Source organism: Halorubrum marinum (assembly GCF_048381195.1).
Classification (GTDB): Archaea; Halobacteriota; Halobacteria; order Halobacteriales; family Haloferacaceae; genus Halorubrum.
On record NZ_JBLWMM010000004.1, the window covers coordinates 274,789 to 293,689 of the forward strand.

Sequence of the window (18,901 nt, forward strand, 5' to 3'; positions counted from 1 at the left end):
CTTATGCACGCTGACCGACTTCATTCGGACATGAGCGACGACGACGCCGTCGACGTCGAGGTCGAGTCCCCGAACGACGCCGAGGGCAGTGCGTCCGCCGCGGCCAACGCGGCGAGCGCGAACGGCACGGCGGAGGCGACCGCTGAAGAGGCGAGCGGCGAGTCGACCAGCGACGACGGCCGAGCGCTGGGCGCCGCCGTCGCCGAGCACGACGAGGCGCTCGCGCGGGAAGTCGCGGCGCTCGAAGCCGAGCTGGCCGAGACACGCGAGGAGTTGGTCGACGCCGAGGAGGAAGCCGAGGAGCTGACGAGCAAGCTCGCCCGCGTCAAGGCCGACTTCAGCAACTACAAAGAGCGCGCGAAGCGGAAGCAAAACGAGATCCGCGAGCGGGCCTCCGAGGACCTCGTCGAGCGTATCACCCCCGTCAGAAACGACCTCCTGCGCGCGCTCGACCAAGAGGAAGGCAGCGACCTCCGTCCCGGCGTGGAGTCGACCGTAGAGAAGTTCGACGAGGTGCTCGCGGACGAGGGCGTCGAAGCGATCGACCCCGACCCCGGCGACGACGTCGACCCCGCCCGTCACCAGGTGATGCTCCGCGTGGAGAGCAGCGAGCCAGAGGGCACCGTTCACGAGGTGTACGAGCCGGGGTACGAGATGGGCGACCGAGTGATCGCCGAGGCGCAAGTCACCGTGAGTAACGGCGAGGAATAGTCGCTCCGTTCGCGCTCGTCTCCGCGTTTGTTTCTCCGTCCCTGCCCTCGCTCACCGAGCCGTCGCACCCGCGTACGCCTCCGCCAGCTCTTCGACGCCCGCTTCGGGCTCCGAGGCGTGCGGCACCGACAGCGCCGAGACGGACACCTCTCCGTCGACGACCGCCCGACGGTCGGTTCCGACCGGGTCCGGGACGTCCTCGGGGGTCATCCGACTCCAGATCGGGTCCGATATCTCGACGCGCCCGTCGCCGTTTCGCGTCGCCTCCAGTCCGTACCACGTCGACGGTGTCGTGGCGCGCATCGGAGCGTGGTCGTCCGGATACTCGGCGTCGTCGAGCGTTCCGTCGGTGTCGGGTTCCGCGGTCGGCGCGTTGACGTTGAGGTAGTCGGCGCGGTCGAACACGCCGGCGCCGACCGCCTCGTCGAGGAGGAACCGCGTCGCTCGGGTCGCGTGGGCGAAGTGCTTCGGTTCGAGATCGCGCTTCCACCAGTCGCTGCCGCCCGGGACGTACATCGACACCGCCACGGCCGGGACGTCGAAGAACGCGGCTTCGACGGCGGCGGACACGGTTCCCGACCGTCCGAGAGTGTACGATCCGAGGTTGGCGCCCTTGTTACAGCCCGCGACGACGGCGTCGACATCGGGGACGATCTCGCCGAGCCCGGCGACGACGCAGTCGACCGGCGTTCCGTCGACCGCGTAGCCGAGCTCGTGTTCGGCGAGGCTCACGTCGTCCGACATGGTTCGACCGACCGACGACCGGTCTCCGGTCGGCGCGAGCGTCACCACCTCGTACTCGTCGGCGAGGGCGTCGTACATGGACCGGATCCCGACGGCGTCGATGCCGTCGTCGTTCGTTAGCAGGATGCGCTCGACGCTCATACGGGGACGAGGGGCGGTTCGGGCAAAAGCCCACCGTCGGCGCGGGTCGTCGGAGGGCGCAACGGTACCCTCGCTCCGGTGAACGGAAACACCCACGTATCCCGAGGGCGATGACCCGGTATGGGATTCGGGGACACCGCAAAGAAGATCCAGACGCTCGCCGACCGGGCCGAGCGCACGTATCAGAAGATCAACGAACTGCGGGACGAGGTCGAACAGACCCAGACGACGGTGCTCGACACCTCGGAGCGCGTCCAGACGCTCGAAAACGAGATGGCCGAACAGCGCGCGGTCTTAGACGCCGTGGCGCGCGAGGTCGGCGTCGACCTCGACAGCGTGAGCACGGAGGCGCACATCACCGAGGCCGAGCGCGCTGCCGCCGCGGAGGCGGAAGGAGGTGTCGACGGAGATGAGACGGTCGACGGTACCTCCGAAGATGCCGAGGAGGCCGAGGAGACCAAAGACGGCGACGAGGAGTCACCGACCGACGCGTAGCTCAGCTGGCCATATCACCGTTCGCTCGGGAGACCACCGTCGCGGGGACACCAGCGACCGTCGTCTCCGGCGGAACGTCGTCCGCGACGAGCGAGTTGGCGGCGACGCGGGCGTCCTCACCGATCGTGACGCCCGGAAGCACGACTGCGCCAGCGCCGACCATCGCGCCGTCCTCGACGACGATATCGCCGAGGCGGTACTCGTCGCGGAGGAACTCGTGGCACAGCAGAGTTGCGTCGTATCCGATGATAGCGTCGTTCCCGACGGTGATCCGTTCCGGCCAGAACACGTCGGGAGTCGACTCCAGCCCCCACGCGACGCCCGCGCCGACGGTCACGCCGATCCGGCGCAACAGCCAGTTTTTCAGCCGGAGACTCGGACAGATCCGCGCGAGCACGATCACGACGTAGTTGCGAACGACGACCAGCGGAGACTTCGCGTCCGGCCACGACCACAGCGAGTTCCGCACGCCCGGTGTGGCGTGTCGGTCCAGTCGGTCGACCCGTGCTGTCGCAGACGACCCGCTCTCATCGTCTTCGCTCCCCTCGTCGTCCCCGTCGCCCTCGGCTCCCGCGGCTCCCGCGCTCGTCCCCGACGGTCCGTGGTCCTCGTGAGTCACGACCACCCGTTCACGGGGCTCGAATAAAAGGGTCGCTGCCGCCGAGGCGGGGGCCGGTTGCTGGCAACACGAGCCCCCCTCATCGCCTGTGTACCTCCCGCCACCCGACTGCCGTCCCGGCGTTCATAGGCGATACCGCGGCCAGTGCCTCCACGACCTGAACCAAGTCCGCGGTCGGCCGAGGCGGGTGCGCGGTCAGTCGCCGTGGAAGCCTCGTCGCCGTCGACCGCCCGTTCGCCACCTCTCAGCGCAGCGGCGCGACGAATCGGATCGTCGCCAGCGCTGTCGTCAGTGACGGAGCTCGTTCATGTGGTCGATCCGACGCTGCACGAGGTCGGCCGTTCCGATGTCGTGCCGGATCCGAACGCGGTCACCGGCCGCCGACAGCGCGTCCTCCGCCTCGGCCTCCGCCGCGGCGATGGAATCGCCGCGACCGACGACGGCGAACGCCCGCGAGGTCGTCGTGTACAGCCCGTCGTCGCGCTCGTCGACGCTCGCGTAAAACAGGAGCGCGTCGCCGACGCTGTCCTCGTCGACGGCGATCCGCGCGCCGTCGTCGGGTTCGTCGGGGTAACCGTCCGGCACCGCGTACTTACACACCGTGGCCTCGCCCGTGAACGACAGCTCCGGGAGCGTATCGTCGTCGCGGGCCGCCGTCAACACGTCGATGAAGGGCGTGTCGAGCACCGGCAGCGTGTTCATCGCCTCCGGGTCGCCGAACCGGGCGTTGAACTCGACGACCTTCGGTCCGTCAGTCGTGAGCATGAACTGCCCGTAGAGGACGCCCTTGTACGCCGGGAGCGCGTCGACGACCGCCTCCAGCACCGCGACGGCGTCGTCGTAGTCGCCCTCGCTCATAAACGGCAGCGAGAGACCGGTGTCCGTGTACGATCCCATCCCGCCGGTGTTCGGCCCCTCGTCGCCCTCGTAGGCGCGCTTGTGGTCTTGGACCGCCGGTGTCGTTCGCAGCTCGCCGTTCGCGACGAACGCCTGGATCGTGAACTCCTCGCCGACGAGCCGCTCTTCGAGCACGACGCGGTCGTACTCGGACTCGCGGAGGTACGCGATCGCCTCCTCGTGAGTCACCTGATCGCCGATCACCTTTACCCCCTTTCCGCCGGTGAGCCCGGCGGGCTTCACCGCGAGATCGCCGTCGTACTCGTCGATGTACGCGCAGGCGGCCTCGATGTCGTCGAACACCTCGAAGTCGGGACAGCCGGGTATCGCCTCCTCGTCCATGAATCGCCGCTGGTACGCCTTGTCCGTCTCCAATCGGGCCTCCTCGGCCTGCGGCCCGAACGCGTACACACCGACCTCGTCGAGCGCGTCCGCGACGCCCGCGGCCAACGCCGATTCGGGGCCGATGACCGCGAGGTCCGCGCCCACTTCGGTCGCGTACGCGGCGATCGCGTCGGCGTCGGTCTCCGAGAGCGTCTCGAACCCGTCTGCAAGCCGGCGGATCCCGGGGTTTCGGTTGCTCGCACAGGCGTACAGCGCGCAGTCGTCGGCGACTGCGCGGGCGATCGCGTGCTCGCGACCGCCGCCACCGACGAGGAGTACGGTCTCCGTCATGTGCGACGGGTAACCGCACGGTAGTGTAAAGGTTACTCTCTCAGCGCCGGATTGTATCCACAGACGTGAGTATTCCTCCGAGGCCCGACCGATCGGCCGCGCCGCCGAGCGTGTGACGGGTTTTTGCCTCGCCGGATTGAACCGAGTGTATGACGCAGCCGACGGAGCGGAATCGCCTCGGGGACGAGGCGAGTCCGTACCTCCAGCAACACGCCGACAATCCCGTCAACTGGCAGCCGTGGGGAGACGAGGCGTTCGAACGTGCCCGCGAACGTAACGTGCCGGTGTTCGTCTCCATCGGGTACTCGTCGTGCCACTGGTGTCACGTGATGGCAGAGGAGAGCTTCGAGGACGAGTCGATCGCGGCCGTACTCAACGAGGAATTCGTCCCGATCAAGGTCGACCGCGAGGAGCGGCCCGACGTCGACAGCACCTTCATGACGGTCTCGCAGCTCGTTACCGGTGGCGGGGGGTGGCCGCTCTCCGCGTGGTGTACCCCCGAGGGGACGCCGTTCTACGTCGGGACGTACTTCCCGCCCGAACCCCGTCGGAACCAGCCGGGGTTCCGCGACCTCTGTGAACGCATCGCAGACTCGTGGAGCGACCCCGAGCAGCGCGAGGAGATGAGGCGGCGAGCCGACCAGTGGGTGACGAGCGCGCGCGACGAACTGGAGTCGGTGCCCGCCCAGAGCGCGGGCGGCGACGCGCCCGAAGCCGGGCTTCTCGACGAGGCCGCGGCGGCGGCGATCCGCGGGTACGACGACGAGTTCGGCGGGTTCGGACGCGGCGGCGCGAAGTTCCCGATGCCGGGACGCGTCGACCTGCTCATGCGTGCCTACGCCAAGAGCGGTCGAGACGCCGCGCTCACGGCCGCGACGGGGACGCTAGACGGCATGGCGCGCGGCGGGATGTACGACCAGATAGGCGGGGGCTTCCACCGGTACGCGGTCGACAGACAGTGGACGGTCCCGCACTTCGAGAAGATGCTGTACGACAACGCGGAGCTCCCGATGGCCTACCTCGACGGATACCGGCTGACCGGAGATCCGTCGTACGCCCGCGTCGCGAGCGAGTCGCTCGCGTTCCTCGACCGCGAGCTCCGTCACGACGGGGGGGCCTTCTTCAGCACGCTCGACGCGCGAACCGCCAGGCCCGAGAACAGACGCGGCGGGAAGCGCTCGACCGGAGCGTTAGGGACGGACGCCGACGGCGAGGCCGATGTCGAGAGCGACGTCGAGGGCGCGTTCTACGTCTGGACGCCCGAGGAAGTCGACGCGGTACTCGGCGAGCCGGCGGCGTCGCTCGCGAAGGAGCGGTTCGGGATCCGCTCGGGCGGCAACTTCGAGCGCGGCACGACCGTCCCGACGATCGCGGCGTCGATCGAGGAACTCGCCGACGATCACGACCGTTCCGTCGACGAGGTCCGTGAGATCCTCACGGAGGCCCGGGTCGCGCTCTTCGAGGCCAGAGAGTCGCGTCCGCGCCCCGCCCGCGACGAGAAGGTGCTCGCCGCGTGGAACGGGCGTGCTATCTCGGCGTTCGCGAGGGCCGGAGACGTCCTCGGCGGGTCGTACGCCGAGATCGCCGGCGAGGCGCTCGCGTTCTGTCGGGAGCGCCTGTACGACGAGCAGTCCGGCGAACTCGATCGGCGCTGGCTCGACGGCGACGTCCGCGGACCGGGGTACCTCGACGACTACGCGTTCCTCGCCCGCGGCGCGCTGGACGTGTACGCCGCCACGGGCGACCCCGAACCCCTCGGCTTCGCGCTGGAGCTCGCGGACGCGATGGTGGCGGCGTTTTACGACGCCGATGACGGGACGATCTACTTCACTCGGGACCCCGACGCAGGGGGCGACGACAACACGCTCTTCGCGCGGCCGCAGGAGTTCACCGACCGGTCGACGCCGTCGAGCCTCGGCGTGGCCGCGGAGACGCTTGCTCTCCTCGACGGGTTCCGAACCGATCGCGAGTTCCACGAGATCGCGGAACGCGTCGTGACGACCCACGCCGACCGGATCCGTGCGAGCCCGCTGGAGCACGTCTCGCTCGTGCGGGCCGCGGAGCGGATCGCTGTCGGCGGTATCGAGGTCACGCTCGCCGCGGACGACGTGCCGGACGCGTGGCGGGAGACGCTCGGCGAGCGGTACCTTCCGGGCGCGCTCGTCGCTCCTCGACCGTCGACCGACGCCGGAGTGGACGCATGGGTCGACGAGCTGGGACTCGACGGGGTGCCGCCGGTCTGGGCCGACCGCGACGCCGTCGACGGGGAGCCGACCGCGTACGTCTGTGAGGGGTTCACCTGCTCGCCGCCGCGGACGGACCTCGACGAGGCGCTGGCGTGGCTCGCCGATCGGGAGTGAGCGGTCGACAGTCGGCGACTACTTATATACCGTGCGACGCTGATGTCGGATATGTACGACTTCGTCGTCGTCGGGGCGGGACCCGCCGGGTCGCGCTTCGCGCGTCGGGCGGCTGAGACCGGCCGCGATGTCCTCCTCTTGGAAAAGGGGAGCGTCGGCGAGCCGCTGGCTTGCTCGGGACACGTCTCCAACGATATCTGGCAGTTCGTCGGCGACGACGCCCGCGAGCGACTCCTCCAGAACCGGGTGTACGGGGCGCGGTTCCACGTCGGCGGCCCGGACTCCGCGGCGCACCCCTTTTATAAACGAGAGCCGGTGTCGAACGTGATCGATCGCGTCGGGCTCGATAGGACCCTCGCGGACGCGGCCCGCGACGCCGGTGCCGACGTTCGGGAGGGACACACCGTGGTCGACGTCGAGGAGCGGGACGATCGGGTGGTCGTCGAAGCGAGTGTCGCCCGCGAGTCCGGCGGGCCCGACGGAAGCGATGGCCTCGGCGGGTCCGACACCGTGCGCTTCGAGGCGAAGACGGTCGCCGGCTGCGACGGTCCCACCTCCCGAGTGAGACGGACGCTCGGTCTCCCCGAGCCGGACGAGCTGCTCCACGGCGTGCTCGCGTTCGACGACGCGCCGGACGACGGCGACCTGGTCGACGTCCACCTCACCGCCCCGCGCTTTTTCGCGTGGCGGATCCCTCGGGGTGACGCCGGCGTCGAGTACGGTCTGGCCGCGCCGCCCGGAGACGACGTGTCGGCGTTGTTCGATCGCCTGACGGACGCGTACGACGTGACGACGGACCGCTTCTGCTCGGGCGTCATCCCCGTCGGTCCGCCCGAAAAAGTGACGACAGACAGGGCGTTCCTGATCGGTGACGCGGCCGCGCAGACGAAGCCGTTCACCGGTGGTGGCATCCTGTACGGGATGACCGCGGCCGACGTGGCCGCGGACGTGATCGACCCCGATGACCCGGGATCGCTCGCGGAGTACGAGTCGGGATGGCGCGACGAACTCGAGACGGAGATCCGGCTCGGGAAGGCGATACGCGCGTGTTATTCGCTACCAGAACCGATCCAACGGGTCGGACTACGGGCGCTGTCGGGGGAGATCGGCGTCCACATGGACCGGCCGACCTCCGTCCTGTCGCCCGCACATCTTCGGCAACTCGTCTCGCGGAGCGAGCCGCCCGAGGCGGTGCTCGGCGACGGCCAAACGAGAGCGGACGGAGTCGGTGACGAAGAGCGCCCGTCCGAACCGGCTACTCGTCGATGACGTTCGCGAACGAGACGTTCTCGCGGACGCTCGTGATCTCGACGGTCGGCTCCTCTCCGGGCTTCGCGTCGGGAACGATGACCACGTAGCCTCGCTCTATCTTCGCGATCCCGTCGCCCTTGTCGCCGAGCGTCTCGATCGTCACCTCACGGACGTCCCCCTCGGAAACCGGTGGACTGGCCAGTTCGGAAGCAGCCGTGGGCCGATTTGAGGAGTGCGATTCGGAGTTTGCTCTGTTCGTGGGAGCAGAGGATGTCTCGGTCGGTTCCGCGCCGTCGGCTGCTGTCTCGGTTCCGCTTGTGTCGACGTCGCGCCGTATTAAGGCCACGCGATACGTGTCGTTCGGGCGCACGCTTCCGTGGTCAATCTCTGACGCCGGGACGGTGACCACATAGTCGCCGTCGTGCTCCTCGACTTCGCCGGTAAATAAACACGTGAGTGAATCCGTGATCTCGACCATGCACCGTGTTGCGAGTACGCCAATGAAAAGCTCCCTATTCCGGCCGAGCGGATCCGCCCTGTTGAGCAATCGAGGCGCGTATCACGGTTGAACATAAACATTTACCCTGTGGCGAATTAATTAGGCCGCATGAGTCGAAATTACGATTCGCTCCACGACCCGAACGCGGAGTACACGATGCGAGAACTCTCGGCCGAGACGATGGGGGCGACGGGCTCGCGGGGCGGTCGTCGCGACGTCGAGATCACCGACGTCCAGACCACCATGGTCGACGGAAACTTCCCGTGGACGCTCGTCCGCGTGTACACCGACGCGGGCGTCGTCGGCACCGGTGAGGCGTACTGGGGCGCCGGCGTCCCGGAGCTGATCGAGCGCATGAAGCCGTTCGTCGTCGGCGAGAATCCCCTCGACATCGACCGGCTGTACGAGCACCTCATCCAGAAGATGTCGGGCGAGGGCTCCGTCGAGGGCGTCACCGTCACCGCGATCTCCGGGATCGAGGTCGCGCTCCACGACCTCGCCGGGAAGATCCTCGACGTTCCCGCCTACCAGCTGCTCGGCGGGAAGTACCGCGACGAGATGCGCGTCTACTGCGACTGTCACACCGAGGCGGAGGCGGACCCCGAGGCGTGTGCCGACGAGGCCGAGCGCGTCGTCGACGAGCTGGGCTACGACGCCCTGAAATTCGACCTCGACGTGCCGTCGGGCCTGGAGAAAGACCGCGCGAACCGGCACCTCCGTCCGGGAGAGATCCGCCACAAGGCGGAAATCGTGGAGACGGTTACGGAGCGCGTAAAGGACAAGGCCGACGTCTCCTTCGACTGCCACTGGACGTTCTCGGGCGGTTCCGCGAAGCGCCTCGCGGACGCGATCGAGGAGTACGACGTGTGGTGGCTCGAAGACCCCGTTCCGCCGGAGAACCTCGAAGTGCAGGAAGAGGTCACCAAGAACACGACCACGCCCATCGCGGTCGGCGAGAACCGCTATCGCGTCACCGAGCTCCGCCGGCTCATCGAGAACCAGGCGGTCGACATCGTCGCACCCGATCTGCCGAAGGTCGGCGGGATGCGCGAGACGCGGAAGATCGCCGACGTCGCGAACCAGTACTACGTCCCGGTCGCGATGCACAACGTCGCGTCGCCGGTCGCGACGGTGGCGGCGGCGCACGTCGGCGCTTCGATACCGAACTCGCTGGCGGTCGAGTATCACTCCTACGAGCTCGGCTGGTGGGAGGACCTCGTCGAGGAGGACGTGATCGAGGACGGATACATCGAAGTGCCCGAGAAGCCCGGCCTGGGCGTGACGCTCGACATGGACGCCGTCGAGGAGCACATGGTCGACGGGGAGACGTTGTTCGACGAAGCATAGCTTCGTCGGACCGTACCGCGTCTATTCACCCCGCCGAGCGAGCGGCTCTCGCGACGGCGGCGGCGGCTCGCGAAGCCGCCGAAACGCCTCCGGGGTCTGTACCGCACGGGCCTCCGCGGCGCGGCCGCGGTCGTCGCGAAACCTGACGCGCGACTCGAACGTCCGCGGGCCGTCGTAGCCGTCGAGGGGTGCGAGCACGGTTCGGAACCGGCCTCCCGGCGGGACGACTCCGATCGGCGCGAACGGGGTCGCCGCGTCGGGATCGACGTCGGCCGCCACCTCCTCCCACGGGGGGTCGAGCGAGACGGCGACGTCGTGGGCGGCCCGAGAGCCGACGTTCTCGACGACGAGCGTCAACAGCCGCCGCTCGGCGTCGAGCGAGACGACGACGTCGGGAGCGCCGAACAGCAGGCGGCGGACGGTGCGTGACCACACCGTCCGTCACTTCCGGTCGCCGTCGATCGACTCGACCGCGTACCCCTCGTGTGCGAGTTCGAGCGTCTCCCTCGCGACGCCGTTGCCGCGCGCGTCGAGCGTCGGCCCCGCGAGCCGGACCGGCCACGCGTTCTTCACCTTCCAAACCACGGCGGGGTCGTGATTCTCGTCGAGCAGCGAGACGCTGACGTCCCGGCGCTCGACCGATCCGAGTTCGATCGTGTTCAGCCACGCGAAGAACTCGTTGTCGCCGGGGACCACCCCCCGCTCCAACACGAGATTCGCGTACCGCGGCCGCCCGGGAAGCTTGCGGTCGCCGTACTCGGAGGCCGATCCCTCGCGGTAGGCGATGTCGTCGTAGGCGATCTCGAGGCCTGACACCCTCGTGCAGCCGATCCGGCTGCCGCCCCACTCGACGGTGAAGTGGATCGGGCTGACGGTATCTGTTGACATGGTCCGTGGACACACATACCAAATATAACCGTATCGGTCGCTGACGGCGATTCGGAGTGAGCGACGCAACCCCCGCCGCGACGCACCCTTTTAACCCAATTCGATACGAGAGGCGATCACGTATGACACGTCACGAGGGAGACGCGGACGCGGCGACCGCTCGACGCGAGTACACCGTCGATCACCGCCTCTCGGACGCCGAGCGCAACATCCACCGGGCGTGGGACAACTCGCTCGATCCCGTGCTCACGGTCGAGTCGGGCGAGGTCGTCAGGTTCGAGTGCCGAGACGCCGTCGACCGTCAGCTCGACGTGGAGTCGACCGCGGCGGACTTCGCGGACGTGAGCTTCGATCCGGTCCATCCCCTCACCGGACCCGTCGCCGTCGAGGGCGCCGAACCGGGCGACGTGCTCGAAATCGAGCTGCTCGATCTCCAGCACAAGGGCTGGGGATACACCGGCTATCTTCCCGGTGAAATGGGACTCGGTCTCCTCCCCGAGGAGTTCCCGGAGGCCGACGTACACGTCTGGGACCTCGACGGCGACGTCGGCCACTTCGTCGACGGGATCGAGGTCCCCCTCGATCCGTTCCCCGGCGTCATCGGGCTCGCACCGGGCGACGACGGCGAACACGACACGCTCCCGCCGTACGACACCGGCGGCAACATGGACGTGAAACACATGACCGCGGGGTCGACCGTCTACCTCCCCGTCGAGGTCGGTGGCGGGCTGTTCTCGACCGGGGACTGTCACGCCGCGCAGGGCGACGGAGAGGTGTGCGTCACCGGCGTGGAAGCGCCCATGTTCGTCACCGCCCGCCTCTCGGTGCGGACGGACATGGACGTCGAACAGCCGCAGTTGCGGACCTCGGGCCCGTTCACGGCGACCGGTCGCGACGAGTCGATGTACGCGACGACGGGGATCGCCGACGACCTGATGGTCGCGACGAAGAAGGCGACCAGTCACATGATCGACCACTTGGAGGCCGAGCGGGGTCTCACGCGCGGCGAGGCGTACATCCTCTGTTCGGCCGCGATGGACCTCAAAATAAGCGAGGTCGTCGACGCGCCGAACTGGACGGTGACGGCGTACGTCCCGGACAGCATCTTCCCCGAGAACTAGGCTGTCCGGGACGGGGAGGCCGCCTCAGTACCCCGTTCCGAGCGCCCAGTTCGCGGCGAGAACGACGACGGTGACGCCGAACAGCGCGGCGAGGATCCCGAGGGACACGCCCCACCCGAACAGGTCGGCGGCGAGCCCGACGCCGACGGAGCCCGCGGAGCCGATCACGGTGTAGACGGTCCGGACGAGGCCGAATCCGGCGCCGCGCTCCGCGTCGTCGAGCGCGTCCATGAACCGCGGGTCGATGGCGGAGAAGAAGCTCGACCCGGTGCCGGCCAGCACGACCGCGACGGCGATACCGGCGAGTCCCGGGCCGAGGACGAACGCGGCGGTGCCGAGCGCCCCCGCGAGCATCGCCCCGCCGATGGCGGCGTCGCGGCCCAAACGGTCCGACAGCCGCCCGAGCCCGACCTGCGCGACGGCGCGAACCACGAAGAACGCCGAGAACACCCCGGCGGCGAACCCCGTCGAGTACCCGCGGAACTCGACCAGAAAGGTCGGGAGAAACGACATCATCCCCTGCACCACGTACGTGCCGACCATGGCGACGAACAGCGAGAGGAGAATGCTCGGCCGCGAGAGCAGTTCGAACAGCGGCGCGAGCCGAAACCGGTCCCGCATCGGCTGGTCGGGGCGCCGGGGCTCCGTCGGACGGACGCGCCACGCGAACAGCGCGAACACCGGGAGGCCGACGAGCGCGGCCAGCGCGACCGCCGGCCGCCAGCCGTACCGGACGCCGACCCACGCCGCGGCGACCGGCGCGACCAGTCCGGCGAGCGGGCCGCCGACGGAGTGAAGCCCGATCGCGGTCCCGATGTCCTCGAAGGTCCGCGAGAGCAGCGTCGTCGCCACCGCGTAGTGGAGTCCCGCGACGAGTCCCAACAGCACGGCCGCCAGCACGAACGCGGGGAACGCGGGGGCGAGCGCGAGCAACACGCTCATCGCGGCGGTCCCGCCCACGGCGACGAGGATCACCCGCCGTTCGCCGAACCGGTCGGCGAGCACGCCGCTCGGGAACTGAGAGACGCCGTACGCCAGCCACATCCCCGAGAGCGCGAGGCCGATGGCGGCGTTCGACACCGCGAACTCCTCGACGATGAGCGGCACGACGGGGCTGATCGCCAGCCGGGCGAAGTACGTCACGAGGAACGCGAGCATACACAGCGACAGCACCGTGTGCCGGTACTGCCAGCTCATCCGAGGGTCACGACCGAGCGGTCGTCCGGTCGGCGCTCAACGCTTTCGGTTCCGGAAGTCCGCGCCGTCATGGCGGCGAGTCTATGCGGGACTCACTCGCCCGCTCCCGATCGCTCCCGAATTCGATCCGCGATTGCGGCGCCCGCGGACCGCGGATCCGCCGTCGCGATCGCGACCTCGTCGCCCACGGTCACCGGACCCGCTTCGATCACGTCACAGCAGAGCCCGCCGCGATTTCGCAGCGCCGACGCCAGTCCCGCTTCGCCAGCGAGCGATTCGACGTGTGCACAGGGTGGCCGCCGACGCGTCGGTCGCAGGAGCGCGTCGCCGACCGACACGGTCGCCTCCAGCAAGTCGTCCATTCCGGTTCCGAACCCCTCGACGACGACGTTCCGACGGTGCCGTCCGTCGGAGACGTCGATTCCGGTCTCCTCGCGGACGGCCGCAACGGCCTCGGCCGCGACGAGGGTAACCGCGCAGCCGTCGAGTTGGAAGTGACCCTCGCCGCGTCGGTAGCGGTCGCCCTCGACGCCGTCCGGGCGGATCGCAACCGACTCCCGCGGCTCGGGCGGGGCTCCGCTCTCCGGGGCGACGAACAGCGCCGCGACCGACCCCGCCCTGTCTCCCGCCATCACGGCCCCCCGAGAAGAGCGGGGTCGCCGGGCTTCAGCCACTCGCGGTGGGCGTAGTACGCGACCGCGATCGGCGGAACGACGAGGGCGACGAACGCGTAGAGCCATTTGAAAAGGCCGAAGTCGGCGACTCCGCGCTCGGCGAGCGAAAGCGCGTCGAGGAGAATGGCGGTCGTGACGAGCGGAGCGAGGAGGTACGCGTGTGCGAACCCGACCGCGGCGCCGGCGGGAGTGCCCGCCTCCAAGAGGAATCTGTCGAGTCCGTAGAAGACGGTCCAGCCGCCCGCAGCGACGGCCATAATTCGGAGCCACGGCCCGTCGAACCGCCGGTCCGGCGCGGCGCCGTCGGATCCGACACCGGACCCGGCGTCCGGGTCGTTTCTCGGTGCGTCGTGCGTGTTCACGGCGGACCTGCGTGCCGGATCGTACTCAACGTTCGGGTGGCTGCGACGGTCTCGCGCTCGGCGCGCTCCGGGGACTCACTCGTCGAACGTCCCGGCCGAGAGGTACCGCTCGCCGCTGTCCCAGAACACGGTGACGACGAGCGGCTCGTCGCCGGCGTACTCGCCCGTGTCCCGGAGTCCGGCGGCGACCGCCTTCGCCGCGAGGTTCGAGGCACCGGACGACTGCCCGACGAGGAGCCCCTCCTCTCGGGCGAGCCGACGGCACTCGGCCTCCGCTTCGTCGATGTCGACCGTGTGAACCGCGTCGAGGAGGTCGGTGTCGAGGTTCGGCGCGATGAATCCGGGACCCATTCCCTGGAACTCGTCGACGCCGGGCTCGCCGCCGGAAAGCACGGCGTTGGTGGTCGGCTCGACCGCGTCGATCCGCACGTCGGGAAACGCCTCGCGGAGTCGGCGACCGATTCCGGTGATGGTGCCGCCGGTGCCGACTCCGGCGACGAGCGCGTCGACGGTCCGGTCCCCGACTTGGTCGAGGACCTCCGGGCCGGTCGTCTCGTAGTGCGCCCGCGGGTTCGCGGGATTGTCGAACTGGCGGAGCTGGACCATGCCCTCGTCGCGTTCGAGGGCGTCCGCTCGGTCTTTTGCCGCCGAGATGTCGCCGTCGACGAGCTCGACGGCGGCGCCGTACGCCCGCATGAGCCGGCGGCGCTCCATCGACTTTCCGTCGGGAATCACGAGCGTCACGTCGTACCCCTTCACGGCGCCGACCATCGCGAGACCGATCCCCGTGTTGCCCGACGTGGGCTCGACGATCCCGTCGCCCGGTTCGAGGTCACCGGCCTCCTCGGCGGCCTCGACCATGTACAGCGCGGGCCGGTCCTTCGCGGAGCCGCCGGGGTTGCGCGACTCGACCTTCGCCGCTATCGTCGTCTCCGGCGGGGAGTCGACTCGAACGAGCGGCGACCCGAGCCCCTCCAGCACGTCCTCTTGCATTAGCGGAACCGAGGTGACCGGCACTCAAATGCCCGACGGACTGCGGCAACGTTCATCGAGGTGTTCGGACGTCCCCGATACTGGCGCTCGTTGCCATCGACGCGTCGTTTACAAGCGTCGGCGACGTACGCGAGGTATGTCACTCGAAACGCTCGCTCCCGCGTCGGATCTCGGCACGGACGACTTCGATGAGGCGGTGCTGGACGCGCTCGCCGCCGCCGACTACCGATTCAAGGTGTGGGGCGGCGACTGGTGTGTCGACTGCCAGCAGCAGCTCCCCGCGTTCGGCGCGGCGCTCGCCGCCGCCGGCGTTCCCGACGACCGGATCGAGGCGTTCCCCGTCACGAAGGGGCCGAACGGCAAGGAGGGCCCCCAAGTCGAAGCGTACGACATCGACCTGATCCCGACCGTCGTCGTCGAGACCCCCGACGGCGAGGAAGTCGCTCGATTCGTCGAGGAGGCGAACGTGACCATCGCCGAGTTCATCGCGCGGCAGCTCGCGGATATCGAAGTCAGCGCCTAACCGGGCGCGTCCCGTCAGTCCAACTCCGCCACGATCCGTTCCCGTATCTCACCGGCGTCGACGGGCGCCCACGCCTCGAGGTCGTAAGTCACGTCCGCGAGAGTCTCCAATCGTTCCGTCTCTCGGTCGTTGATCGCCGCGACCGCGTCCGCGGACAGCCTATCCAAGACCGCCGCCGAGAGCGACTCACGGTCCACGTCGCGCTCGGGCACGTCGAGAATGTGCGGAAGGTCCTCGGCGTCGGCCGGGAGTGACGGAAACGCGGCGGGGCCGACCGCGAGCGCGACATCGCCTCGGTCAGTGTTGTCTCCGGCTCCGGCTCCGTCTCCGGCGCTCGCTGGGTCGATCACGCCGGTCGGTTCGGACGATCCCGCCTCGAAAAGCGCCGTTGGCGGCGCTGGCACCAGCGCATATTCCGTGACGGCGATATCGATGGCGGCGGCGATGGCGTCTTCGTCGACTTCGGTGCGCTGCTTGAACGCCAACTCCGAGAGCGCTCGCGAGAGCTCCGCGCGAGTGAGCCAGTCGAACAGGTCGACGATGCCTGCGAGATCGTCGCGGGCGGCGACGCTCGGCGCGTCTGCGCTCACGTCACTCCTCCTCCGGCGCGGAGCCGGGCTCTGACTGACCGCCGGAGTCGCGGGCGACTTCGGGGGCACGGTTGCCGTTGAGGTCGACGTGCGGGCGATGGCCGTTCCGATTCGAGGTCTCTCGGGACGCCTGCGATCCCGTTGCCCCCTCGTCCATCGCCGCTTCGATGTCCGCTCGGACCGCCGCTCCGACCGCCTCCGGAGTGATCGGCGCGTCCCGCCACGCCGGGAGCCGCGTGTCTGGACCGGGCGGGGCGAGGCCCTCCGCGTACGTCGCGACCTGTGACCGTTCGCTCGCGCGGTCGTAGTCGAGCCCGTTGAACGCGGCGTCCGTCTCGTAGCCGTCGATCAACCGGTCTGCCGCCGCCCGGTAGCGTGCTTCGAGCCCGTCGTAGTCGACGTCGATGCCTCCCTCCTCGACCGCGCGCAGCGTTGCCGCGCCGACCGCACGGCTCATGTCTGCGAGGCCGGTCGGTCCGTCGACGGAGCGGTGGTCGTGCTCGTACCGACCGAGGTCGACCTGCGCGCTGTCGGTGAAGCCGGCGTGTGCGAACGCCTCGCCGAGACTGCCGACCTCCAGCCCCCAGCCCCGCTGAACGCGGAGCCGCGAGACGAGGTCGGTCGTCGCCGCGAACTCTCCGGCGAGCGCGTACCGGAAGGCGTCGAGGTACTCGATCACCCCGGCCTCGCGGGTGTCGGTCCCATCTGCGAGCGCGCGGACGAGCGGGCGGAAGAACAGTCGGAACAGCCGCCCGTACAGCGCGCCGTCCTCGACGCGGGCGTAGTACCCCTTCGAGAACGAGTGGCCGTGTGCGAGCGGGAAGAGGAGCCGGTTCACGAACGCCTGCGAGTAGGTCTTCGTGTCGGCGTCGTGGACGACGACGTACTCCGCTGCGAGCGCCCGCCCGAGACCGAGCCACACGTCGCGACCCTTCCCGCGGGACCCGTCGAGCCCGTGCTCGGTGAGCAGGTCTGCGAGTCGCGGACCGCCGCACCACAGCGTCTCGACGTCGAGGTCGAAGTCGCCGAGCCATCGCACGAACGGACCGACGCGTTCGGCGGGGGCTCGGAGGGGAACGATCACACGAGCGGGGTCGACCGTCTCTAGTGTCGTCAGCACGCCGTCGGCCGCGAGCGTCCCGTACTCGCGCTCCGTCATCGGCACCACGACCGCCGCCCGACCGGTCGGGGCGTCCGGTCGATGGTCGGTCAACGCGTGCAGGGTCGTTACGCGCTCTTGCACGTACTCCATTTACCAATTACACGAGCGGGACGAACTAAATAGGTGCGATACCCGTGGTCCGTGCGGCTCCCGTGAGCGGTGGTGATCCGTGCCGTTGCCGGTGATGCCGAGCCGATCGGACCGCGCCAGCGATCAGTCGGGTCAGACGGCGCCAGCCGCACCGCCCGGCACGCGACCCAATCCTTCCAAGACCGCGTACGCGAGGACAATGAGTCCGAGTCCGCCAGCGAGCGTGAGGAAGACGGCGTCGTATCCCGCGCCCGCTTCGATCGCCTCGCCGACGACCCATGATCCGGCGGCTTGCGTCGTCATCATCCCCGCCGAGAACACGGCGTACGCGGACGCCCTGGACTCATCTGGCAGCGACGCGAGCAGGTAGGTGTCGCCTGCGGGGAACAGCATGTGGATGGCGAAGCCGACGGCCACGCTCGCGACGACGATCGCGACGATCCCGGAAGAGACGACGACGAGGACGACGCTCGCGATGAACGTCGTGACGATCCCGAGCAGGTACGGGACGTGCGGGAGCCGGTCAGCGAGGTCACCGGAGATCAGAAAGGCCGGGACGCCCGCGGCGAATATCACCGTCAGCAGGTTGCGCGCGGTCGTCGGCGCGAGCCCCTTGTCGATCATGTACAGCTCGTAGAAGTTGAACAGGCCCTGCCAGACGAAGCTGGTGAGTCCCATCAGGACGACCCCGGCGACGATCAGCTTCCACTCGGAGCGCGCACCCGCGACGAAATCGGTGTCGCCGACTCCCGCGCCCGGCAGGTCGGTCCGTCGAGCGAGGACGGCAAAGATGACCGTTGTGGCGGCCGCGACGACCGCGAGCCCGTAGAAGGCGAGCCGCCAGTCGTACCAGAGCGCGACGGTGACGACGGGCGCGGCCGCGACGGCCGCGAGCTGGCTCGCCATCCCGTGCACACCCATTACGCGTCCGACGCGGTTCGGGAACAGCTCCGAGATGAACGGGTTCGCGGCGACGAAGTAGACGCCGGACGCTAAGCCGATCGCGAACGCGGCAGCCATCAACGTCGGCACGCCGGGGGCCAGCGCCACGCCGAGGGCTCCGACGGTCAACATGACGCCGGAGACCAAAACGACGCGCTGACGGGAGAACCGGGTGAGCGCCCAACCGGCCGGGAGCCGCGGCGCGGCAGAGCCGATCCACGCGAGCGTGACGATGAGTCCGGCCGTCCCCTCTCCGATGGAGAACTCGCCGATGAACTCGCCGACGAGCGGCGCGAACACGACGCGAGCGAAGTTGACGAGGAAGACCAGCGCACAGAGCGAGCCGAACAGCCGGTTCCGTGACACGGCCGAGTTACTCCGGGGGGAGAGACAAGCGTTGCGAAATGAGGACGGCCGGCGGAACGGCCCGATACCGACGCCGTTCGGGTTTTCTGGTCGCCCGATTTCGTTGAAACCCGCAGTAGGTGCTATTTCGCCGCACCCCAAGCTCAGTACAGGCGCCCGAGGTATCGCGGTGGGAGCGCTCTATCACGGCCTGTCAGAATGAAATTGCGGAATAGAGACAGCTTATTTTATTGAGATCGATAGATATTGATTTT

General features: G+C 69.0%; 20 protein-coding genes. 7 read left to right on the plus strand and 13 right to left on the minus strand.

Annotated elements, in window-relative coordinates; all coding sequences use genetic code 11:
• Positions 1 to 30: 30 nt before the first annotated feature.
• The gene (locus ACNSN4_RS07800) at positions 31 to 711 is read left to right on the plus strand and encodes a nucleotide exchange factor GrpE (RefSeq protein WP_418285235.1); all 681 of its coding nucleotides are present in this window, start codon (positions 31 to 33) and stop codon (positions 709 to 711) included.
• 51 nt (positions 712 to 762) lie between these two features.
• Here ACNSN4_RS07800 and surE read toward each other — a convergent pair whose 3' ends face one another.
• A complete protein-coding gene (gene surE, locus ACNSN4_RS07805) occupies positions 763 to 1,596 on the minus strand; it encodes a 5'/3'-nucleotidase SurE (protein ID WP_418285236.1) in 834 nt (277 codons plus the stop codon).
• Positions 1,597 to 1,716: 120 nt separating this feature from the next.
• On the opposite strand from surE, the gene ACNSN4_RS07810 reads away from it, so the two are divergent.
• Positions 1,717 to 2,091, plus strand: a complete 375-nt coding sequence (locus ACNSN4_RS07810) for a DUF5798 family protein (RefSeq protein WP_418285237.1) — start codon at positions 1,717 to 1,719, stop codon at positions 2,089 to 2,091.
• 1 nt (position 2,092) lies between these two features.
• Here the strand turns inward: ACNSN4_RS07810 and ACNSN4_RS07815 are convergent, their stop codons facing one another.
• Complete coding sequence (locus tag ACNSN4_RS07815; protein WP_418285394.1) at positions 2,093 to 2,584, minus strand: acyltransferase; 492 nt, start codon at positions 2,582 to 2,584, stop codon at positions 2,093 to 2,095.
• Positions 2,585 to 2,998: 414 nt separating this feature from the next.
• A complete protein-coding gene (gene purD, locus ACNSN4_RS07820) occupies positions 2,999 to 4,282 on the minus strand; it encodes a phosphoribosylamine--glycine ligase (RefSeq protein ID WP_418285238.1) in 1,284 nt (427 codons plus the stop codon).
• Positions 4,283 to 4,431: 149 nt separating this feature from the next.
• Here purD and ACNSN4_RS07825 point away from each other — a divergent pair, with 149 nt between their 5' ends.
• Both ACNSN4_RS07825 and ACNSN4_RS07830 read left to right on the plus strand, forming a co-directional pair.
• Complete coding sequence (locus ACNSN4_RS07825; RefSeq protein ID WP_418285239.1) at positions 4,432 to 6,642, plus strand: thioredoxin domain-containing protein; 2,211 nt, start codon at positions 4,432 to 4,434, stop codon at positions 6,640 to 6,642.
• A gap of 51 nt (positions 6,643 to 6,693) precedes the next feature.
• Positions 6,694 to 7,911: a geranylgeranyl reductase family protein gene (locus ACNSN4_RS07830; RefSeq protein ID WP_418285240.1), complete on the plus strand. Its 1,218-nt coding sequence runs from the start codon at positions 6,694 to 6,696 to the stop codon at positions 7,909 to 7,911.
• On the opposite strand, the gene ACNSN4_RS07835 is transcribed toward ACNSN4_RS07830, so the two are convergent.
• Entirely contained in the window at positions 7,898 to 8,371 is a 474-nt protein-coding gene (locus ACNSN4_RS07835; protein ID WP_418285241.1) for a TRAM domain-containing protein, read from the minus strand. The two genes, ACNSN4_RS07830 and ACNSN4_RS07835, sit on opposite strands and share 14 nt — an antisense overlap.
• Positions 8,372 to 8,500: 129 nt before the next feature.
• On the opposite strand from ACNSN4_RS07835, the gene ACNSN4_RS07840 reads away from it, so the two are divergent.
• Positions 8,501 to 9,739, plus strand: a complete 1,239-nt coding sequence (locus ACNSN4_RS07840; RefSeq protein ID WP_418285242.1) for a mandelate racemase/muconate lactonizing enzyme family protein — start codon at positions 8,501 to 8,503, stop codon at positions 9,737 to 9,739.
• A gap of 21 nt (positions 9,740 to 9,760) precedes the next feature.
• Here the strand turns inward: ACNSN4_RS07840 and ACNSN4_RS07845 are convergent, their stop codons facing one another.
• Both ACNSN4_RS07845 and ACNSN4_RS07850 read right to left on the minus strand, forming a co-directional pair.
• On the minus strand, positions 9,761 to 10,174 hold the full coding sequence (locus ACNSN4_RS07845) for a DUF8453 domain-containing protein (protein ID WP_418285243.1): 414 nt from the start codon (positions 10,172 to 10,174) through the stop codon (positions 9,761 to 9,763).
• Between the two features lie 6 nt (positions 10,175 to 10,180).
• Positions 10,181 to 10,627 (minus strand): phage tail protein, encoded by a 447-nt coding sequence (locus ACNSN4_RS07850; protein ID WP_418285244.1) that lies wholly within the window; start codon positions 10,625 to 10,627, stop codon positions 10,181 to 10,183.
• A 122-nt stretch (positions 10,628 to 10,749) separates the two neighbouring features.
• Between ACNSN4_RS07850 and ACNSN4_RS07855 the strand changes: the two genes are divergently transcribed.
• The gene (locus tag ACNSN4_RS07855) at positions 10,750 to 11,748 is read left to right on the plus strand and encodes an acetamidase/formamidase family protein (RefSeq protein ID WP_418285246.1); all 999 of its coding nucleotides are present in this window, start codon (positions 10,750 to 10,752) and stop codon (positions 11,746 to 11,748) included.
• A gap of 24 nt (positions 11,749 to 11,772) precedes the next feature.
• Here ACNSN4_RS07855 and ACNSN4_RS07860 read toward each other — a convergent pair whose 3' ends face one another.
• The 4 genes from ACNSN4_RS07860 to ACNSN4_RS07875 form a co-directional block, all read right to left on the minus strand.
• Positions 11,773 to 12,945 carry an MFS transporter gene (locus ACNSN4_RS07860; RefSeq protein ID WP_418285247.1) on the minus strand — a complete coding sequence of 391 codons (1,173 nt, stop codon included), beginning with the start codon at positions 12,943 to 12,945 and terminating at the stop codon, positions 11,773 to 11,775.
• A 92-nt stretch (positions 12,946 to 13,037) separates the two neighbouring features.
• Complete coding sequence (locus ACNSN4_RS07865; RefSeq protein WP_418285248.1) at positions 13,038 to 13,577, minus strand: MOSC domain-containing protein; 540 nt, start codon at positions 13,575 to 13,577, stop codon at positions 13,038 to 13,040.
• Positions 13,577 to 13,981 carry a hypothetical protein gene (locus ACNSN4_RS07870; protein ID WP_418285249.1) on the minus strand — a complete coding sequence of 135 codons (405 nt, stop codon included), beginning with the start codon at positions 13,979 to 13,981 and terminating at the stop codon, positions 13,577 to 13,579. Before ACNSN4_RS07870 ends, ACNSN4_RS07865 begins: the two co-directional genes overlap by 1 nt.
• Positions 13,982 to 14,056: 75 nt before the next feature.
• Positions 14,057 to 14,974 (minus strand): PLP-dependent cysteine synthase family protein, encoded by a 918-nt coding sequence (locus tag ACNSN4_RS07875; RefSeq protein ID WP_418285250.1) that lies wholly within the window; start codon positions 14,972 to 14,974, stop codon positions 14,057 to 14,059.
• A 136-nt stretch (positions 14,975 to 15,110) separates the two neighbouring features.
• On the opposite strand from ACNSN4_RS07875, the gene ACNSN4_RS07880 reads away from it, so the two are divergent.
• Positions 15,111 to 15,497: a thioredoxin gene (locus ACNSN4_RS07880; RefSeq protein WP_418285251.1), complete on the plus strand. Its 387-nt coding sequence runs from the start codon at positions 15,111 to 15,113 to the stop codon at positions 15,495 to 15,497.
• Positions 15,498 to 15,511: 14 nt separating this feature from the next.
• On the opposite strand, the gene ACNSN4_RS07885 is transcribed toward ACNSN4_RS07880, so the two are convergent.
• The 3 genes from ACNSN4_RS07885 to ACNSN4_RS07895 form a co-directional block, all read right to left on the minus strand.
• Positions 15,512 to 16,087, minus strand: a complete 576-nt coding sequence (locus tag ACNSN4_RS07885) for a DUF7109 family protein (RefSeq protein ID WP_418285252.1) — start codon at positions 16,085 to 16,087, stop codon at positions 15,512 to 15,514.
• Between the two features lies 1 nt (position 16,088).
• Positions 16,089 to 17,339: a glycosyltransferase family protein gene (locus ACNSN4_RS07890; protein WP_418285253.1), complete on the minus strand. Its 1,251-nt coding sequence runs from the start codon at positions 17,337 to 17,339 to the stop codon at positions 16,089 to 16,091.
• Between the two features lie 132 nt (positions 17,340 to 17,471).
• Complete coding sequence (locus ACNSN4_RS07895) at positions 17,472 to 18,647, minus strand: MFS transporter (RefSeq protein WP_418285254.1); 1,176 nt, start codon at positions 18,645 to 18,647, stop codon at positions 17,472 to 17,474.
• Positions 18,648 to 18,901 lie beyond the last annotated feature (254 nt).

Coding starts and splice junctions, on each gene's coding strand:
- ACNSN4_RS07800 (WP_418285235.1), top strand. CDS start 31: ATGAGCGACGACGACGCCGTCGACGTCGAGGTCGAGTCCCCGAACGAC.
- surE (WP_418285236.1), bottom strand. CDS start 1,596: ATGAGCGTCGAGCGCATCCTGCTAACGAACGACGACGGCATCGACGCC.
- ACNSN4_RS07810 (WP_418285237.1), top strand. CDS start 1,717: ATGGGATTCGGGGACACCGCAAAGAAGATCCAGACGCTCGCCGACCGG.
- purD (WP_418285238.1), bottom strand. CDS start 4,282: ATGACGGAGACCGTACTCCTCGTCGGTGGCGGCGGTCGCGAGCACGCG.
- ACNSN4_RS07825 (WP_418285239.1), top strand. CDS start 4,432: ATGACGCAGCCGACGGAGCGGAATCGCCTCGGGGACGAGGCGAGTCCG.
- ACNSN4_RS07830 (WP_418285240.1), top strand. CDS start 6,694: ATGTACGACTTCGTCGTCGTCGGGGCGGGACCCGCCGGGTCGCGCTTC.
- ACNSN4_RS07835 (WP_418285241.1), bottom strand. CDS start 8,371: ATGGTCGAGATCACGGATTCACTCACGTGTTTATTTACCGGCGAAGTC.
- ACNSN4_RS07840 (WP_418285242.1), top strand. CDS start 8,501: ATGAGTCGAAATTACGATTCGCTCCACGACCCGAACGCGGAGTACACG.
- ACNSN4_RS07850 (WP_418285244.1), bottom strand. CDS start 10,627: ATGTCAACAGATACCGTCAGCCCGATCCACTTCACCGTCGAGTGGGGC.
- ACNSN4_RS07855 (WP_418285246.1), top strand. CDS start 10,750: ATGACACGTCACGAGGGAGACGCGGACGCGGCGACCGCTCGACGCGAG.
- ACNSN4_RS07860 (WP_418285247.1), bottom strand. CDS start 12,945: ATGAGCTGGCAGTACCGGCACACGGTGCTGTCGCTGTGTATGCTCGCG.
- ACNSN4_RS07865 (WP_418285248.1), bottom strand. CDS start 13,577: ATGGCGGGAGACAGGGCGGGGTCGGTCGCGGCGCTGTTCGTCGCCCCG.
- ACNSN4_RS07875 (WP_418285250.1), bottom strand. CDS start 14,974: ATGCAAGAGGACGTGCTGGAGGGGCTCGGGTCGCCGCTCGTTCGAGTC.
- ACNSN4_RS07880 (WP_418285251.1), top strand. CDS start 15,111: ATGTCACTCGAAACGCTCGCTCCCGCGTCGGATCTCGGCACGGACGAC.
- ACNSN4_RS07890 (WP_418285253.1), bottom strand. CDS start 17,339: ATGGAGTACGTGCAAGAGCGCGTAACGACCCTGCACGCGTTGACCGAC.